Raw genomic sequence first — 16,177 nt, 5'->3', positions numbered from 1 at the left:
GTGACCGGTCCGGCCGGTCCGCCGTTCTCTCGCCGCCCCACGTGGTGGGCTCAGACGGCGACGCGCAGCTCCGGGCCGTCGGCCACGACGACCGGACGGCGCGGGGCGGGGATCGCACCCGGGGCCGGGTGCGGCACGGTCACCGGCGGGCGCACGGGGCGCGGCCCCGGCGCGCCGGCCACCCGCTCGCTCTCCCGCTCGGGGCCCGGCGCGCGGCACGGCCCTCGAGCTCGCGGCGCAGCCGCTGCAGCGCCCGGTGCTGGGCCACCCGCACCGCGCCCGGGGTCGAGCCGAGCGCCTGGGCGGTCTCCTCCGCTGTCATCCCGACGGCGATCCGCAGCGTGAGGATCTCGACCTGGCGCGATCCGAGGATGTCGAGCAGGTCACCGAGCCGCTCGTTGCGCTCGGCGTCGAGCACGACCTGCTCGGGGTCGTCGTCGCGGCTGATCCGCTCGGGGATCTCCTCGACGGCGTCGCAGCGGTTGCGGGCCATCGCCCGGAACGCGTCGGCGATCTTGTGCCGGGCGATGCCGAAGACGAACGCGCGGAACGACATGCCGGACAGCCGGTACTCCGGGAGGACGGCGAGGACGGCCATGCACACGTCCTGCGCGACGTCGTCGGCCGAGCCCAGGGTCGTCTCCCGGCGGCCGAGCCGGGCCCGGCAGAACCTCTCGACCTGCGGCTGGACCTTCGACAGCAGCAGCGCGACCGCCGCGGGCTCGCCGGCGACCGCGGCCCGGAGGAGCTCGGGTGGGAGGAGGTCGGGCCCGGCGCCCGTGGTGCGCTCGACCGGATCCGTGGGCCGCTCCTCGACGGTGTCGTCCTCGACGGGCGGATCGATCACCGCGGTTCCCTCGTGCATCGTGCCCAGCGCTCCTTCCGTGCGGCGCCCCCGCACCCCGTCGCCGCACCGCCGCGGGACCCTCCCCCGGGTCCTCGGCACGCTCGGTGGTCGTCACCGGGGTCGTCGGCTCTCCGGCGACTCCGCTCGGCCGCGCCCCGGTCTGCGATCAACCCTGGCCAGGCACCCGTTCGGGGTCAATCAACATGCTCAATTTGCGGTATACGACGACACGCGGTACGGGCGTTGGTCCCTACGAGGCAATCGAGCGGGGCGGGAAGCGCCGTTCGGGCGTCATCAGATCTGATGGCGTAGCGAAGCGTGACCCGCGTGGAGCAGCATCGTTGAGCCGGGTGTCACGGCCCGATCACTGCCCGAAGGACCCTCAGTGCCCCTGCGCCGCCCGCACCGACTGCTCCTCGCCGCCCTCGCCGGGACCGCCGCGATCGGGCTCGGTGTCGCCGTCCCCGCCACGGCCGCCCCGACGCTGCCGGTCGATCTCCCGATCCTGACCGAGGACGCCGCCGCCGGCCTGCTGCCGGCGGTGGGTGAGGCCGCGGGGACGTCGCTGGCGGGGAGCTGGTTCGAGGACGGCCGGCTGATGGTCGGCACCTGGGACCCGGCACTCGCGCCCGTGCTGACACGCCTCGGCGCCACCCCGGTCGTCCGGGACGAGCCCCGGCGCGACCCGGGTGCCGTGCTGGGCGAGCTCGCGGCCCGCACCGCGACGGCGATGCCGGCCGGGCTCGCGTCGTACGGGATCGACCCACGTACCGAGCAGGTCGTGCTCGAGGTCGTCGACGGCGCCGGGGCGGACGCACTCGCCGGTGCCCTGACCGCGGGACTGGACCCGTCGGCGGTGCGGGTGGAGCGGGTGCCGGCGGGCCCGCGGCAGCAGGCCGCCGTGGCGGGCGGCGACACGATCACCGACGGCAGCCGGCGCTGCACCGCGGGCTTCGCGGCGTCGGACTCGTCCGGCGACGACTGGGTGCTCACCGCCGGGCACTGCACCCGCGGCTCCTCGACCTGGTACGACTCGGAGCAGAGCACGATCGGGACGGGCGCCCGGTCGGCGGGCGGCGCCGTCGACGTCGGCGCGATCCCGGTCGCCGAGGGCAGCGCCTCGCCGACCGTCTCCGGCACCCGGGTGGCGGGCACGAGCGCGGCCCCGGTCGGCTCGACGGTGTGCCTCTACGGCTCGACCAGCGGCCGCTCCTGCGGCAGCGTCGAGCGCACCGACATGACGGTCAACTTCGACGGCCAGCAGCAGTCCGGCCTCACCGCCGTCGGCGCCTGCGCGCAGGAGGGCGACTCCGGCGCCCCCTACATCACGTCGAGCGGGCAGGCCCAGGGCGTGCACACCGGCGCGGGCGGCTCGGACAACTGCACGAGCTACTTCACCCCGATCGGCACCGCGACGAGCGCGCTCGGCCTGACGCTCACGACCGGCTGAGCAGGCGGGCCGGGGCCGTTCAGCCCCGCTCGCCCCGCACGACCCGGCGCAGCTTCGGGACCCGCTCGGCGAGCGTGCGCTCGAACCCGCGGCCGGACGGCGCGTAGTAGTCCGTCCCGACGACGTCGTCCGGCGGGTACTGCTGGCGCAGCACCCCGTCCGGGTCGTCGTGCGGGTACCGGTAGCCGACGGCGTTGCCGAGCTTCTGCGCCCCCGCGTAGTGCCCGTCGCGCAGGTGCGGGGGCACGCCGCCGACCTTGCCGGACCTCACGTCGGCCATCGCCGCGTCGATCGCGGTGATCACCGCGTTCGACTTCGGCGCGGTCGCGAGATGCACCGTGACCTGGGCGAGCGCGATCCGCGCCTCCGGCATGCCGACGAGCTGCACGACCTGGGCGGCGGCCGTCGCGGCCGGCAGCGCGGTCGGGTCGGCGAGGCCGATGTCCTCGGACGCGTGGACCATCAGCCGCCGCGCGATGAACCGGGCGTCCTCCCCCGCGACGATCATGCGGGCGAGGTAGTGCAGCGCGGCGTCCGGATCGGAGCCGCGGATCGACTTGATGAAGGCGCTGATGACGTCGTAGTGCTGGTCGCCCGCCCGGTCGTAGCGGACGGCGACCTCGGTGACGGCCCGCTCGACGGCGTCGAGGTCGACGACCGGCGGCCCGTCCCCGGCTGCGGCACCCGCGCCGAGGACACCGTCGGCGGCCGCCTCCAGCGCCGTCAGGGCCCGGCGGCCGTCGCCGGCGGAGAGCCGGATCAGCGCGTCCTCGCCGTCGGCGGCGAGGGTGACCGTCCCGGCGAGACCGCGCTCGGACGCGACGGCACGGCGCAGCAGTGCGCGGACGTCGTCCTCCCCCAGCGACTGCAGTTGCAGGACCAGCGAGCGGGACAGCAGCGGCGAGACGACCGAGAACGACGGGTTCTCGGTGGTGGCCGCGACCAGGAGGACGAGCCGGTCCTCGACGGCGCCGAGCAGCGCGTCCTGCTGGGTGCGGGAGAACCGGTGGACCTCGTCGATGAACAGCACCGTCGACGTGCCGCTGCGGTCACGGCGGCGGCGTGCCTCCTCGATGACGGCGCGCAGCTCCTTCACCCCGGCGGACAGCGCGGACAGGGCGACGAAGTGCCGCTCCGCGCCGCCCGCGCCGGCCATCAGCCGGGCGAGCGTCGTCTTCCCCGTCCCGGGTGGCCCGTAGAGCAGCACCGACGCCGCCGCGCCACCCTCGAGCAGCCGGCGCAGCGGCGCGCCCGGCTCGAGGAGCTCGGACTGCCCGACGACCTCGTCGAGGCTGCGCGGGCGCATCCGCGCGGCCAGCGGGGCGTCCGGGCGGGGCGCGGACCCGTCCCCCTCCCCGGGGGTGTCCCCCGGGGAGGGGTCGATGTCGAACAGGCCGTCGGTGCTCATCGCCGCCCAGCCTGCCAAATCCGGCGGGGCCGGACCCGCGTCAGGGTCGGTCGATCTCGTCGGCCAGGACCGGCGTGTGCACGGCGTGGTCCTCGTGGAACCGGTTCTCCGCGTAGAGCACCACGACGACCGCCGTGCCCACGACACCGATCGGCAGCGCCAGCACGAGGTTCACCAGCGCCCCGGCCAGCGGGCTCACGACGCCGACGGCCGCTCCGACCAGGCCGATCACGAAGCCGGCGACGCAGGCGGCGAGCCCGAACAGCGCGAACCGGCCGAGCGTCGGGAAGAACCGGCGGTGGACCAGGGTGACGACCCGCCCGATCCCGCCCCGCTCGACGCCGACGACGCCGGGCAGCGCGGTGAGCACGGTGCCCGCGTAGAGCGCGCCGGCGAGGATCGGCAGGACCGCGAGGAACGGGCCGAACGCGAGCACGAGCACCGCGACGGCTGCCCCTGCCGCCGCGGCGGCCGCGGCGGTCCAGCCGATCGCGGGCACGGCCCGGTTCCGCACGAACGCGATCACCTGGTCGCGGGTGTAGGGCCGCCGTGCCGCGTCGCGGACCGTGACGAACACGGCCGCCATCGCCCCGAGCGCGCTCACCGCGACCGAGAGGATCCCGAACAGCAGGACGAGCACGGCCGTCCCGGCCAGCGCCCCGCGCCCGGGCAGGACGAACCCGCCCCCGATCCCGGAGACCACCAGCACGACCTGCAGCAGCAGGGCCGGCACCAGGATCAGCGCCTGGACGACCAGCAGGGGCTTCCACGACCGCTGCACGGTGGCGATCACCTTCCCGAACCAGTCGCCCAGCGAGAACGGGACGAGCGGGTCCGGCGAGGTGCCGCCGGGCGGGCCGGGCCGGCCGGGGTACGCGCCGTGGGGCGGCGGGTACGGCGTGCCGTACTGCCCGGCGCCGTACTGCCCCGCGCCGTAAGGAGCAGCTCCGTACGGGGCGGGCCCGCCCCCGTACTGCGGGCCCGCGCCGTACGGCGGCGTGGCTCCGTACCGCGGACCGGCCCCGTGGTGGGGATCGCCGCCGTACTCCCGGCCGGCCGGGTACTCCTGGTGGCCGTACGGCGGGTGCCCGTGCACCTGCCCGTACCCGCCGGCGGGCTGCTGCGGGTACGGCGTCCCGTACGGCTGCTGCCCCGGCTGCGTCCCGGGCGCGTCGCTCTCCGGCCCCCCGTGGCCCGACCGGGCCGCACCACCCTCCGGCGGTTCGTCGCTCATGCGCGCGGACACTAGTCCCGACCGCCGACGACGGGGTGCGCCTGCGCCCCGCCGCCCCCGATTTCGTGACCGGCGCCGCATGATCGGCCGGGACCCCGGATCGTCGCCGGAACGCAACGCCGGCGACGCGCGGAGTCACCGCCCGGCAACAGTGCCGGTGCACCCTCACGGGGCATGGACACGATCCACGGTTGCCCGCTCTGCTCACGCCCCCGCACCACGGCCGACGCCCGTGGCCTGGCGTGGAGCAGCCACCACGGCCCGCACGGCGTCGTCTTCGTCTGCGGCCCCTGCACCCGGACCCACCTGTTCGACCTGGAGACGGGCCTGCTCGACCCGGCCCGGACCGACCGGACCGGACCGGGGCGCCTCCAGCGGGCGGCCTGAGCAGGCCCGGTTCAGAACCGGTTCAGGACCGGTTCGGCATCCGGTGGTGGATGTCCTCCGACATCCGCACCACGGCGTAGTAGAACTCCAGCGTCACGCGGATCAGGATCAGGTAGACCAGCGCCGCGACGGCTCCGCCGATCAGCGCGAGCAGGCCGCCGAACAGGCCGCCCCGGAGGAACGCGCCGACCACGACGACGACGTAGCCGACGGCCAGCACCACGGTCAGCAGGATGTAGGCGAACTTGACGATGTGCGGCGTCACGAACTGGTTGAACCCGAAGTCGAACAGCGCCGCCAGCGGGTTGGAGGGCGGGGCGGGCGGCGGCGTGGAACCACCGGGGTAGGCGCCGCCGGCGTACGGGTCGGAAGGTCCACCGGGTGGCGGTGTCTGCGTCATGGGGCCGCACGCTATGCCGCATGTGCGTGCCGGCACCCCCGGTGTCGCCTGATCAGGGGCGCGCCACGGCCCCGCGGCGCCGCCCGGCGGACCGCGGCCCCGCCGTCGTAGGGTCACGGCCGTGCGCGAGATCCTCGAGTTGCTCGAACGCGACGCGTCGCTGAGCCACGACACCGTCGCGACCATGGTCGGCCTGCCCGTCTCCGAGGTCGACGCCCGGATCGCCGAGTGGGAGCGCACCGGCGTGATCCGCCGGCACAAGGCGGTCGTCGACTGGGCCCGGTACGAGGACGGCACCGCCGCCCTCGAGGGAGCCGGCCGGTCCGGCGCGCAGGTCACGGCGTTCATCGACGTCGGCGTGGCGCCCGCCCGCGGTGTCGGGTTCGACGACGTCGCCGCCCGGATCTCCCGGTTCGACGAGGTCCGCGACTGCTTCCTCGTCTCCGGCGGGCACGACCTGCGGTGCACGGTCGTCGGCCCGGACATCCGCGCGGTGAGCGACTTCGTCTCCCAGAAGCTGTCGACGATCGACCGCGTCCGGTCGACCGCGACCCACTTCGTCCTGGCCACGCACAAGCGCGACGGCGACACGTTCGCCGAGCCCGAGCCGGACCACCGGCTCCCGGTGACCCCGTGAAGCCGCTGAACGAGACGATCACCGCGATCCCGCCGTCCGGGATCCGCCGGTTCTTCGACATCGCCGCGGAGATGGACGACGTCATCTCGCTCGGCGTCGGCGAACCCGACTTCGTGACGCCGTGGCGGATCCGCGAGGCCGGCATCTACGCCCTGGAGCACGGCTACACCACCTACACCGGCAACGCCGGGCTCCCGCGGCTGCGCGAGCTGATCTGCGCCGACCTGGCGTCGCGCTACGACGCCCACTACGACCCGGCCACCGAGTGCCTGGTCACCACCGGCGTCTCCGAGGGCCTCGACCTGGCGTTCCGGGTGATCCTCAACCCGGGCGAGGAGGTCATCGTCCCGGAGCCCTGCTACGTGGCCTACCAGCCGTGCGTGTCGTTCGCCGGTGGGACGCCGGTGGGGGTGCCGACGCGGGCCGAGGACGGGTTCGCGATCGACGTCGCCGCCGTCGAGGCCGCCGTCACGCCGCGGACGAAGGCGATCCTGATCGGCTCGCCGGCCAACCCGACCGGAGCGGTGCAGTCACCCGAGGTGCTGCGCGCGCTCGTCGCGCTCGCCGAGCGGCACGACCTCTACCTGCTCTCCGACGAGATCTACGACCGGCTGACCTACACCGGGGCGCACACCTGCCTCGGTGCGGTGCCGGGCGCCCGGGAGCGGACGGTGGTGCTGGGCGGTTTCTCGAAGGCCCAGGCGATGACCGGGTGGCGGGTCGGCTGGCTGGCCGCGCCGCGCGCGATCGCCGAGCTGTGCCTGCGGGTGCACCAGTACACGATGCTGTGCGCGCCGCACGTGTCGCAGGTGGCGGCCGTCGAGGCGCTGACCAATGCCGAGGGCGACGTCGCCGAGATGGTGGCCGACTACGACCGCCGTCGCCGGGTGTTCGTGAAGGGCCTGCGGGAGGCCGGGCTGGAGTGCCCGGAACCGGCCGGCGCGTTCTACGCCTTCCCGTCGATCCGCGCGTCCGGGCTGGATGCCGAGACGTTCGCGGAGCGGCTGCTGCGCGAGGAGTCGGTCGCCGTCGTCCCGGGGACCGTGTTCGGTCCCTCCGGAGAGGGACACATCCGCTGCTCGTACGCGACGGCGCTGCCGCAGCTGGAGCAGGCCGTCGAGCGGATCGGGAGCTTCCTGGGCCGGTTGTGACGCCGGTGGGCGCACGGCCGGGCACGCGCGGGGGCCCCGCGCCGCATCCCCTCCGCCAGGCCGCGGACCATCACCGGCCCCAGGTCGCGCCCACGGCGGCACAGCCACGGCACCCCCTTCCCGACCAGCCACGCCCCGCGCTCCCACGACCTCACGACCCGGCCGCCCGCGGCGTCGAGCGAGACCGTGCCGGGGACGGCCCAGCCTTCCGCCGCGAGGAGCTCGGCGAGCCCGCGGGCGAGCAGCCGGTGCCCGAGCTCGGACGGGTGCAGCCGGTCCACGCTCCATGCGGCCGGGTCGTACGGCGACGTCGTCTCCAGGTCGAGCACCCCGACGGTGACGGACAGCGCGGCCGCGGCGACGGCGTCGTCGAGCGCCGCGTTGAGGGCGAGGATCCGGGCGGTGAGTGCCCTGCGCAGCACGGCGGGCAACCGGAACACCCGGGTGTGGTCGTGGAACCGGACCAGCAGGACGGTCGCTCCGGCCCGGCCGAGCAGGTCGAGGGCCTCCGCGCAGTCGCGGCGGATCTCCTCGGGGTCGAAGTCGGAGCGCAGGGTGTCGTTCATCCCGGCGCAGAGGACGACGACGTCCGGGCGGGCGGCGGCCGCCGCGGGCACCTGCTCGTGCCGGGTGGCGGCCATCCGGGCACCGGTCCGGGCGTGGTTGTCGAGGCGCACCGGGTCGGGACGGCCAGGATCGGTCACGGCGTCGCGCAGGAGCGGTCCGAAACCGCGCCACCCGCCGCCGGGCCGGGGATCACCCAGCCCGACGGCGGTGGAGTCGCCCAGCACGGCGAGATGCCGGACGGGGCGCCCGGGCCCCGGCGGGGTGGCGCCGGTCCGGGCGGGTGCGGGGCGGGCGGGTACGTGTCGGGAGGCGGGATCGGCGACGGGCGAGGACGCGATCGTCGGGCGCACGACCCTCACGATCACCCGCGTGCGCACCGCCGCGGTGTGCACGCGGTGACGCGCCCCGGACCGGCACGCGAACTCTTACCGCTCGCCCGTCCGGAACGCGGGGAACACCGCCAGCTCGGACGGGGCGTCCGGGAACCGCTCGTCCAGCGCCTCGACGACGGCGCCGGCCAGCTCCGCGTTGCCGCGCCGGTCGGTCGCCGCCGCGGCGGCACCCAGCCCCCGCCAGTAGTGGCGCAGGGCCGTGGAGATCCGGGGTGAGCGGCCGGCGTCGTCGCCGATGGGGCCGTCGTGCTCCAGTACCCGCGGCAGCAGCATCCAGGTCGACCACCACACCCACAGCAGGTGCGCGTCGGTGAGGCGCGACTCCAGCACGTCGGGGTCGTCGAGCTCGGGCCAGACCGGCGCGACCTCGGCGCGCCAGGCCTCCAGCATCTGCGCGGACACCGCGGCCGGCAGCGCGTAGCTGCTGGCGCACCCGGGGAACGGGATGCGGACGTACGCGGCGTCGAGCACGACGTCGCGGAAACAGCCCCACTCGAAGTCGACGAACCGCACGCCGCGCGAGGTGACCAGGTTGTTGTCCGGGCAGGTGTCGGACGGGCTGAACGCCCGGAACCCGGTGCCGCCGAGCAGCCGCACCCCACCGCGTGCCTCCAGCACCGCCGTGTCCCCGGCGGTGACGCCGAGCGCGTCGGCGAGCAGCTGCGGCAGCCGGGCCAGCGCGGCGCGGGCCTGGTCGGCGATCGGGTCGCGGTGCGCCTTCTCCCCCAGCCGGCGCAGCAACGCCCCGAAGTCGCCCTCGCGGCCCGCGGTGGCAGCCTGCATCCGCCCGAGGCCGCGGGCCCAGCCGAGCAGGCAGTTGCGGGCGGCCTCCTTGTCGGGCCCGAACAACTTGTCGGCGAGGGTCATGCTGCGGCCGAGGTCCTCCAGGACGAGCAGCCGCTGCTCCGGGTCGTGCGCGATGATCGCCGGGCTGGGCCGGATCTCGGTCGGCAGCGCGGTGAACAGCTGGCACGAGGCGACCTCGTAGCGGAACGGGTCGGACGCGGCCTCCGCGTCGCCGTCGCCGGCCCGCGACGTGTACTGCTTGATCACGACGCTGCGGCGGTCGGAGAACGGGTTCTGCCCCATGCGTGCCCGGGCCACCACGGAGCGGCCGCTGCCACCGAGATCCTCCGGCTCGGAGAGCTCGACCTCGGACCCCGCCCGGCGGGACAGCAGCCGTGCGGCGCCGGCCACCGCCTCGACCGCGCCGGGGGTCGCCTGCGGATCGGTCATCGCCGGAAACCCTACCCTTCGGAGAGCGTGCGGTCTGCGCCCCGACGCCGGGACCGGTGCCGGGCGAGCAGCAGCACCACGGCCGCCGATCCGATCGCCCCGGCCAGGTTGAGACCGAGCTGCAGCACCGACAGCGCGGCCTCCACCCAGCGGCCCTCGATGGCCGCGACCGAGCCGTACGCGGCGGCGGGGACGGTCGTCACCGAGATGAACACGCCGACCAGCGCCGACGACCGCGCCGACGTCAGCGACAGCATCCCCGCGGCACCCGCGAGGACGGCCACGACCAGCGAGAACGGCCCGACCTCGTAGATGAAGTCCATCTGCTCGAGCCCGTCCAGCGACGCCGACGACAGCCAGCCGAACAGGTCGAACAGGACGGTCGCCAGTGCGGTGACGGCCATCGCGAACGGGAACCCGACCAGCAGCGCGGCCGCGCCCCGCCGGATCAGGTCGGCACGGCGCAGCACCAGCCCGACGGCCATCGCCGCCATCGGCCCGAACTCGGGGCCGAGGACCATCGCGCCGACGACCGTCACCGGGGAGTCGGTGACGGCGCCGACCGCGGCGAGCAGGCACGCGATCGTGAGGAACGTCAGGAAGGTGAGCGAGAGCCGGGACTCCTCGCCGGTCCGGTGGATCAGCTCGTCCCAGACGACGGCGTCCGCCCCGTCCCCGGGGGCGGCCTCCTCGGCGGCGTCGGCCCGGTCGGAGAGCACGGTGTCGAGCTGCTCGAGGGTGATCCCGCCGTCGTGATCGACGCCGAGATCGGCGAGCCGGCCGAGGAGGTCGTCGGTGCACTCGCGCGCGACGTCGGCCTCGACCAGGTCGCCGGGCGGGCGCACCGCCGCCCCGGGGTGGACCACCAGGTGGGCCACCCCGGGTTCGGCGGTGAGGACCTCGCAGACCTCGGTGGTCCGCCCGGACGGGCAGACCACCCGCAGGTGCAGCACCTACGCGGCCGGGCCGGGCTTCTCCGGTGCGCCGCCGCCGGTCTCGGCCGGCCTGCCGGGCGCGGAGCCGCCGGGCGCCGGCTGGGCCGGCTTCGCGTCGACCCCGGCCTCCTTGCGCTGGGCGGCGGTGATCGGCGCCGGGGCCTGGGTCAACGGGTCGAAGCCGCCGCCGGTCTTCGGGAACGCGATGACCTCGCGGATGGAGTCGACCCCGGCGAGCAGCGCGGTGATCCGGTCCCAGCCGAACGCGATCCCGCCGTGCGGCGGCGGGCCGTAGGAGAAGGCGTCCAGCAGGAAGCCGAACTTCTCCTTGGCCTCGGCCTCGGACAGGCCCATGATCTCGAAGACGCGCTTCTGCACGTCGGCGTCGTGGATACGGATCGAGCCGCCGCCGATCTCGTTGCCGTTGCAGACGATGTCGTAGGCGTAGGCCAGCGCCTCGCCCGGGCTCTGCTCGAAGGTGTCGATCCAGTCCGGGGTCGGCGAGGTGAAGGCGTGGTGCAGCGCGGTCCAGGCACCCCCGCCGACGGCGACGTCGTCGGTGTCGGCGGTGGACTCGAACAGCGGGGCGTCCACGATCCACACGAACGACCAGGCGGACTCGTCGATCGCGCCGACCCGCCGCGCGATCTCGCCGCGGGCGGCGCCGAGCAGGGCGCGGGCGTCGGACGGCGTCCCCGCCGCGAAGAAGATGCAGTCGCCGGGGTTCGCGCCGACGGCCGCGGCCAGGCCGGCCCGCTCGGTCTCGGACAGGTTCTTGACCACCGGGCCGCGCTCGTCGACCTGCCCGTCCTCGCCGATCAGCACGTAGGCCAGGCCGCGGGCACCGCGCTGCTTGGCCCACTCCTGCCAGCCGTCGAGCACCTTGCGCGGCTGCGAGGCGCCGCCCGGCATGACGACGGCGCCGACGTAGGGGTTCTGGAAGACCCGGAACCCGGTGTCCGCGAAGTACGACGTCAGCTCGGTCAGCTCGAAGCCGAACCGCAGGTCGGGCTTGTCCGAGCCGTAGCGGGACATCGCCTCGGCGTAGCTCATGCGCGGGATCGGCGCCGGGATGTCGTGGCCGACCAGCTTCCACAGCGCGACGAGCACCTTCTCGGCCAGCGCGATGACGTCGTCCTGCTCGACGAAGCTCATCTCGATGTCGAGCTGGGTGAACTCGGGCTGGCGGTCGGCGCGGAAGTCCTCGTCGCGGTAGCAGCGCGCGATCTGGTAGTAGCGCTCCAGGCCACCGACCATGAGCAGCTGCTTGAACAGCTGCGGGCTCTGCGGCAGCGCGTACCAGGAACCGGGACGCAGCCGGGCCGGGACGACGAAGTCGCGGGCGCCCTCCGGGGTGGACCGGGTCAGGGTCGGCGTCTCGACCTCGATGAAGTCCTCGGCGGCGAGCACGTCGCGGGCGGCCTTGTTGACGTCGCTGCGCAGCTTCATCGCCGACGCCGGGCCGGAGCGGCGCAGGTCCAGGTAGCGGTGGGTCAGCCGGATCTCCTCGCCGACCCCGGTGTGTTCGTCGATCGGGAACGGCAGCGGCGCGGCCTCGGACAGCACGGTCAGCCCGGTGACCGTGACCTCGATGTCGCCGGTGGGCAGCTCGGAGTTCTCGTTGCCCTCGGGGCGCCGGACGACCTCGCCGACGACCTGCACGCAGAACTCCGACCGCAGCCGGTGGGCCCGCTCGGCCATCTCGCCCTCGCGGAACACGACCTGCGCGGAACCGGACCGGTCCCGGAGGTCGATGAAGATCACGCCGCCGTGATCGCGGCGGCGGGCCACCCATCCGGCGAGGGTCACGGTCTGGCCGGCGTTCTCGGCACGCAGCGTGCCGACAGGGTGGGTTCGCATCACGGCGGACAAGGCTATCCGCCGCCCCCGACCGGCCCGTCACCAGGCTTGCCGTCGGGTCACAGCAGGCTGAGTTGCTCGTCGCGAGGCTCCCGTGGCGGGGGTGCGGCCGGTTCCTGACGGGTCCAGCCGGGGTCGCCCGGATCGGCCTCCGGACCGTCCAGGCCGTGCCGGGCCAGCAGTGGCGCGGCGCGGCTCCGGAGTGCGGCGCGGTACTCGCGGTCGGCCGTCGCCCCCCGGCGGTAGAGCTTCTCGTAGCGGGGCAGCAGGGCCGGGTACTCGCGGCCCAGCCACTGCAGGAACCACTCGCGGGTCCCGGGCCGCAGGTGCAGCGCGAGCACGGTGGCACGGCAGGCACCGGCCGCGGCGATCTCCCCGAGCAGCGCGTCGAGCGCCTCGGCCGAGTCCGTGAGCCACGGCAGGACGGGCGCGACCATCACCCCGCACGGCAGGCCCGCCTCCGTGATCCGCCGGACCAGGTCGAGCCGGGCCCGCGGGCTCGGCGTCCCCGGTTCCAGGCGCGCCTGCAGCTCCCGGTCGAGCAACGCGACCGAGACCCCGGTGCCGACCCGGACGTCCCGGTTCGCCGCGGCCAGGTCCGGCAGGTCCCGGGTCAGCACGGTGCCCTTGGTCAGGATCGAGAACGGTGTGCCGGACCGGGCGAGCGCCCCGATCACCCCGGGCATCAGCCGGTAGCGGCCCTCGGCCCGCTGGTACGGGTCGGTGTTGGTGCCCATCGCGACGTGCTCCCGCCGCCACGACGGCCGCGCCAGCTCACGCTCCAGCACCCGGGCGGCGTTCACCTTCACCACGATCTGGGAGTCGAAGTCCGCGCCCGCGTCGAGGTCGAGGTAGGTGTGGGTGTTGCGGGCGAAGCAGTTGTGGCTGACGACCCCGGCCGCGACGAAGTCACCCGTGCCGGTGGTGATGTCGTACATCGGGACCACCCGGCCGGTGTCGTGCACACCGGTGACCTGCGGGGCCCCTTCCGGCGGCTCCTCGACGAGGGCACCGGTGACGTCGCGGACCCGCGCGACGGCCGGGTCCGCGACCGCGACCAGCCGCAGCTGCTCCGCCGCGCCGCCGAGCACCCGCAACGCGCGCGCACCCGGCCGCCCGGACGGTTCGGACGCCACCCGGAACCCGAGCCGGCGCACCGCCGCGACCGTGGCCCGGGTGAGCTGCTCGTCGCCCGGGACGATCCGCAGCACCCCCGCCGAGACCTGGCCGCAGGCGTCGAGCACACCGCCGACGAATCCCGCCGACCAGCCCTGCCCGGGGTGCTCCGGCCACACCGTGGGCGACGGCCGCTGCGCCGCGGCCGGGGCCGCCGACGGTGCGGTCGCCCGTGCCGGTTCGCCGATCAGGTGGTGGGCGCGGGCGACCGCCTCCAGCTCCACCCACGCCGACGGGAACGCCTCGGCCGTCACCCGGGACCGGACCGCGTCGGCCCGGACCAGGCCGCAGAGGTAGCCCTCGTCGTAGCCGGGCGGCCGGGCGCCGCGGGGCATCGCCGCCGCGCCGGGCCCCACCAGCGCGGAGCCGGGCCGCAGGTGCGGACGGTCCGCCGAGGCCCGGCACCGCCCCGGCCGCACGTGGGCCCAGCCCTCGCCGGTCAGGAAGCGGTGCTCGGCCGAGGTGACCAGCACCGTGCCGTCGGTCAGGGACACCCGCTGGGCGCGGCGCCGGGTGGACCAGTGCGCGAGCACCGGGGTGCGGACGAACCGGCGGCGGCCCCGCCCGTCGGACGTCGTGCCGACCACCTCGTCGCCCGGGCGGAGCTCCCCGATCGGGCGGGACCGGCCGTCGGCCGTCAGCACCGGGGTGTCGCCCGCGAGGCAGTAGGTGCACGCGTGGGAGCAGCCGCGGTACGGGTTCACCGTCCACCCGAACGGCACCGGCGAGGACGACGCCACCCGGTTCAGCACCGACCGCGCCTCCACCTCGTGGAACACCGTCCCCGCGAACTCCGGCGTACGCACCGTGCGCAGCAACCCGCGCATCCCCGGCAGCGCCGCGTCCGCGCCGATCCCGTCGATCCCCACCTGCTGCCCGTTCCACCGCACGAGAGTCATTCGAACACAAGTTCGAACACCGGGCAACCGGTCGTCGCCCGGCGGCCGCCTCCGGGCGAGGACCGGTCGGCGGTGCGGTGATCGCTTGCGAGGATGCGGACGTGCATCCCGACGATCCCGGCCCGCGGCACCCGTACCCCGGGGACCCGCGGGGCGGGCAGCCGTCCGGCAGGCGGCGCCGCCCCGAGCCCGGCGACGGCCACGGGCACGGTGTCCCCCGGCCCCGTGCGACCCCGCCCGTGCCGGGGCGTCCCGGTCCCGGTGGCCCGCCGCCGGAGCGGGCCGCTCGTCGTCCCGACGCGCCGTGGGCCCCGGGAACGGAGGGCGCCGGGCAGGAGCACGGCGGCGGGTACGCCACCGGGCCGGTGCCCGCCGGCGCCCCGACCGGCACCGGGCGCCGTGCGGCGCGACGCCGGGCCGAGGAGGACCACGCCGGCACCGGGCACGGCCACGGGCACGGACACGGCGCCCCCTCCCCCGCCGGCCGACGGGTGCGGAACCTCCTCGTCGCGCTGCTCGTCCCCTGCGCCCTCGCGACCCTCACCGGTCTCGTCCTGCTGTGGCCGGGGCCGGTCCCGGCACCCGAGCTGCCGCCGACCGAGCAGGTGCACGGCGACGTGCAGTCCGTCCAGGTCGCGGACTGCTCCCCCGGCTCCGGCGACGGGGCCTGCACCGGCGTCACCGTCCGGATGACCGACGGCCCCCGGGCCGGACGCGACCTCGTGCAGCTCGTCCCGACCGAGCCGTCCAGCCCGCGGTTCGCCGTCGGCGACCCGGTGACGATGGCCTGGTCCGGCGGGAACCCGGACGAGGCGGGCTCGTACCAGCTCAACGACTTCCAGCGCGGGCCCGCGCTGGGCTGGCTGGCGGCGGCGTTCGCGGTGGCCGTCGTGCTGCTGGGGCGGCTGCGCGGGTTCGCCGCCCTGGTGGGCCTGCTGCTCAGCTTCGCCGTGCTGCTGTGGTTCGTCCTGCCGGCGATCCTGTCGGGCGGGTCACCGCTCGCGGTGGCCGTCACCGGGTCGTGCCTGATCATGTTCGTGGTGCTGTACCTGACCCACGGGTTCAGCGCCCGTACGTCGTGCGCGGTACTGGGGACGCTCGCGTCGCTGGCCCTGATCGGCGTGCTCGGCTACGCCTTCACCGCGGCCACCCGGCTCACCGGGCTGGACGACACGACGGCCAACCTGATCGGGACGCTCGGCCCCGGCGTCCCGATCGACCCGCGCGGCCTGGTCCTGGCCGGGCTCGTGATCGGCGCGCTCGGTGCGCTCGACGACGTGACGGTCACCCAGGCGTCGGCGGTCTGGGAGCTCGGTGCGGCGAACCCGCGGCTCGGGCCCCGCGAGCTGTTCGCCGCCGGGATGCGGATCGGCCGCGACCACGTGGCGTCCGCGGTGAACACCCTCGTGCTGGCCTACGCCGGCGCCGCGCTCCCGTTGCTGCTGCTGTTCTCGGTGGCGGCCGGCGGCGTGACGGAGGTCCTGACAAGCCAGGACGTCGCGACCGAGATCGTCCGGACGCTGGTCGGCAGCATCGGGCTGGTCGCCGCGGTGCCGGTGACGACCGGTCTCGCGGCGCTCGTCGCCGCCCGTCGCTGA

13 protein-coding genes and 1 pseudogene are annotated in these 16,177 nt (G+C 75.6%); 5 read left to right on the top strand and 9 right to left on the bottom strand.

The genetic code is table 11. From position 1 onward, the window contains the following. Positions 1-139 precede the first annotated feature (139 nt). On the bottom strand, positions 140-865 hold the full coding sequence (gene shbA, locus AD017_RS24505; protein WP_082538299.1) for an RNA polymerase sigma factor ShbA: 726 nt from the start codon (positions 863-865) through the stop codon (positions 140-142). Positions 866-1,232: 367 nt separating this feature from the next. On the opposite strand from shbA, the gene AD017_RS24500 reads away from it, so the two are divergent. After that, positions 1,233-2,297: a S1 family peptidase gene (locus tag AD017_RS24500; protein ID WP_060575698.1), complete on the top strand. Its 1,065-nt coding sequence runs from the start codon at positions 1,233-1,235 to the stop codon at positions 2,295-2,297. Positions 2,298-2,316: 19 nt separating this feature from the next. Here AD017_RS24500 and AD017_RS24495 read toward each other — a convergent pair whose 3' ends face one another. After that, positions 2,317-3,705 carry a replication-associated recombination protein A gene (locus tag AD017_RS24495; protein WP_060575697.1) on the bottom strand — a complete coding sequence of 463 codons (1,389 nt, stop codon included), beginning with the start codon at positions 3,703-3,705 and terminating at the stop codon, positions 2,317-2,319. A gap of 40 nt (positions 3,706-3,745) precedes the next feature. Next, on the bottom strand, positions 3,746-4,939 hold the full coding sequence (locus AD017_RS24490) for a hypothetical protein (protein WP_060575696.1): 1,194 nt from the start codon (positions 4,937-4,939) through the stop codon (positions 3,746-3,748). Positions 4,940-5,113: 174 nt separating this feature from the next. Here AD017_RS24490 and AD017_RS24485 point away from each other — a divergent pair, with 174 nt between their 5' ends. Then, positions 5,114-5,326, top strand: coding sequence for a hypothetical protein (locus AD017_RS24485; protein ID WP_060575695.1), 213 nt, complete (start codon positions 5,114-5,116; stop codon positions 5,324-5,326). A gap of 22 nt (positions 5,327-5,348) precedes the next feature. On the opposite strand, the gene AD017_RS24480 is transcribed toward AD017_RS24485, so the two are convergent. Then, a complete protein-coding gene (locus tag AD017_RS24480; RefSeq protein WP_010235453.1) occupies positions 5,349-5,726 on the bottom strand; it encodes a DUF4282 domain-containing protein in 378 nt (125 codons plus the stop codon). A 121-nt stretch (positions 5,727-5,847) separates the two neighbouring features. Between AD017_RS24480 and AD017_RS24475 the strand changes: the two genes are divergently transcribed. Both AD017_RS24475 and AD017_RS24470 read left to right on the top strand, forming a co-directional pair. Further along, positions 5,848-6,363 (top strand): Lrp/AsnC family transcriptional regulator, encoded by a 516-nt coding sequence (locus AD017_RS24475; RefSeq protein WP_010235450.1) that lies wholly within the window; start codon positions 5,848-5,850, stop codon positions 6,361-6,363. Then, positions 6,360-7,514 (top strand): aminotransferase class I/II-fold pyridoxal phosphate-dependent enzyme, encoded by a 1,155-nt coding sequence (locus tag AD017_RS24470; protein ID WP_010235448.1) that lies wholly within the window; start codon positions 6,360-6,362, stop codon positions 7,512-7,514. The genes AD017_RS24475 and AD017_RS24470 overlap by 4 nt, the downstream gene beginning before the upstream one ends. Before the next feature lie 293 nt (positions 7,515-7,807). Here the strand turns inward: AD017_RS24470 and AD017_RS33615 are convergent. The 5 genes and pseudogenes from AD017_RS33615 to AD017_RS35860 all read right to left on the bottom strand — a co-directional run. Beyond that, a pseudogene (locus tag AD017_RS33615) lies at positions 7,808-8,305 on the bottom strand (GDSL-type esterase/lipase family protein); the annotation flags it as partial. Positions 8,306-8,506: 201 nt separating this feature from the next. Beyond that, positions 8,507-9,709 carry a hypothetical protein gene (locus AD017_RS24465; protein WP_010235439.1) on the bottom strand — a complete coding sequence of 401 codons (1,203 nt, stop codon included), beginning with the start codon at positions 9,707-9,709 and terminating at the stop codon, positions 8,507-8,509. Between the two features lie 11 nt (positions 9,710-9,720). Continuing rightward, entirely contained in the window at positions 9,721-10,662 is a 942-nt protein-coding gene (locus AD017_RS24460; protein WP_010235436.1) for a DUF389 domain-containing protein, read from the bottom strand. Next, positions 10,663-12,507, bottom strand: coding sequence for an aspartate--tRNA ligase (gene aspS / locus AD017_RS24455; protein ID WP_060575694.1), 1,845 nt, complete (start codon positions 12,505-12,507; stop codon positions 10,663-10,665). It abuts the gene before it with no gap. Positions 12,508-12,563: 56 nt separating this feature from the next. Then, complete coding sequence (locus AD017_RS35860; RefSeq protein ID WP_060575693.1) at positions 12,564-14,579, bottom strand: intein-containing Rv2578c family radical SAM protein; 2,016 nt, start codon at positions 14,577-14,579, stop codon at positions 12,564-12,566. Positions 14,580-14,680: 101 nt separating this feature from the next. Between AD017_RS35860 and AD017_RS24440 the strand changes: the two genes are divergently transcribed. Next, complete coding sequence (locus AD017_RS24440; RefSeq protein WP_227012574.1) at positions 14,681-16,177, top strand: YibE/F family protein; 1,497 nt, start codon at positions 14,681-14,683, stop codon at positions 16,175-16,177.

This window comes from Pseudonocardia sp. EC080619-01, assembly GCF_001420995.1.
Lineage (GTDB): Bacteria > Actinomycetota > Actinomycetes > Mycobacteriales > Pseudonocardiaceae > Pseudonocardia.
The sequence above is the reverse complement of the archived record's forward strand: the minus strand, read 5'-3'. Positions and strand labels throughout refer to the sequence as shown.

Excerpts from the sequence above, each read along its gene's own strand:
- shbA (WP_082538299.1), bottom strand. The coding sequence starts at position 865 with ATGCACGAGGGAACCGCGGTGATCGATCCGCCCGTCGAGGACGACACC.
- AD017_RS24495 (WP_060575697.1), bottom strand. The coding sequence starts at position 3,705 with ATGAGCACCGACGGCCTGTTCGACATCGACCCCTCCCCGGGGGACACC.
- AD017_RS24490 (WP_060575696.1), bottom strand. The coding sequence starts at position 4,939 with ATGAGCGACGAACCGCCGGAGGGTGGTGCGGCCCGGTCGGGCCACGGG.
- AD017_RS24485 (WP_060575695.1), top strand. The coding sequence starts at position 5,114 with ATGGACACGATCCACGGTTGCCCGCTCTGCTCACGCCCCCGCACCACG.
- AD017_RS24480 (WP_010235453.1), bottom strand. The coding sequence starts at position 5,726 with ATGACGCAGACACCGCCACCCGGTGGACCTTCCGACCCGTACGCCGGC.
- AD017_RS24465 (WP_010235439.1), bottom strand. The coding sequence starts at position 9,709 with ATGACCGATCCGCAGGCGACCCCCGGCGCGGTCGAGGCGGTGGCCGGC.
- AD017_RS35860 (WP_060575693.1), bottom strand. The coding sequence starts at position 14,579 with ATGACTCTCGTGCGGTGGAACGGGCAGCAGGTGGGGATCGACGGGATC.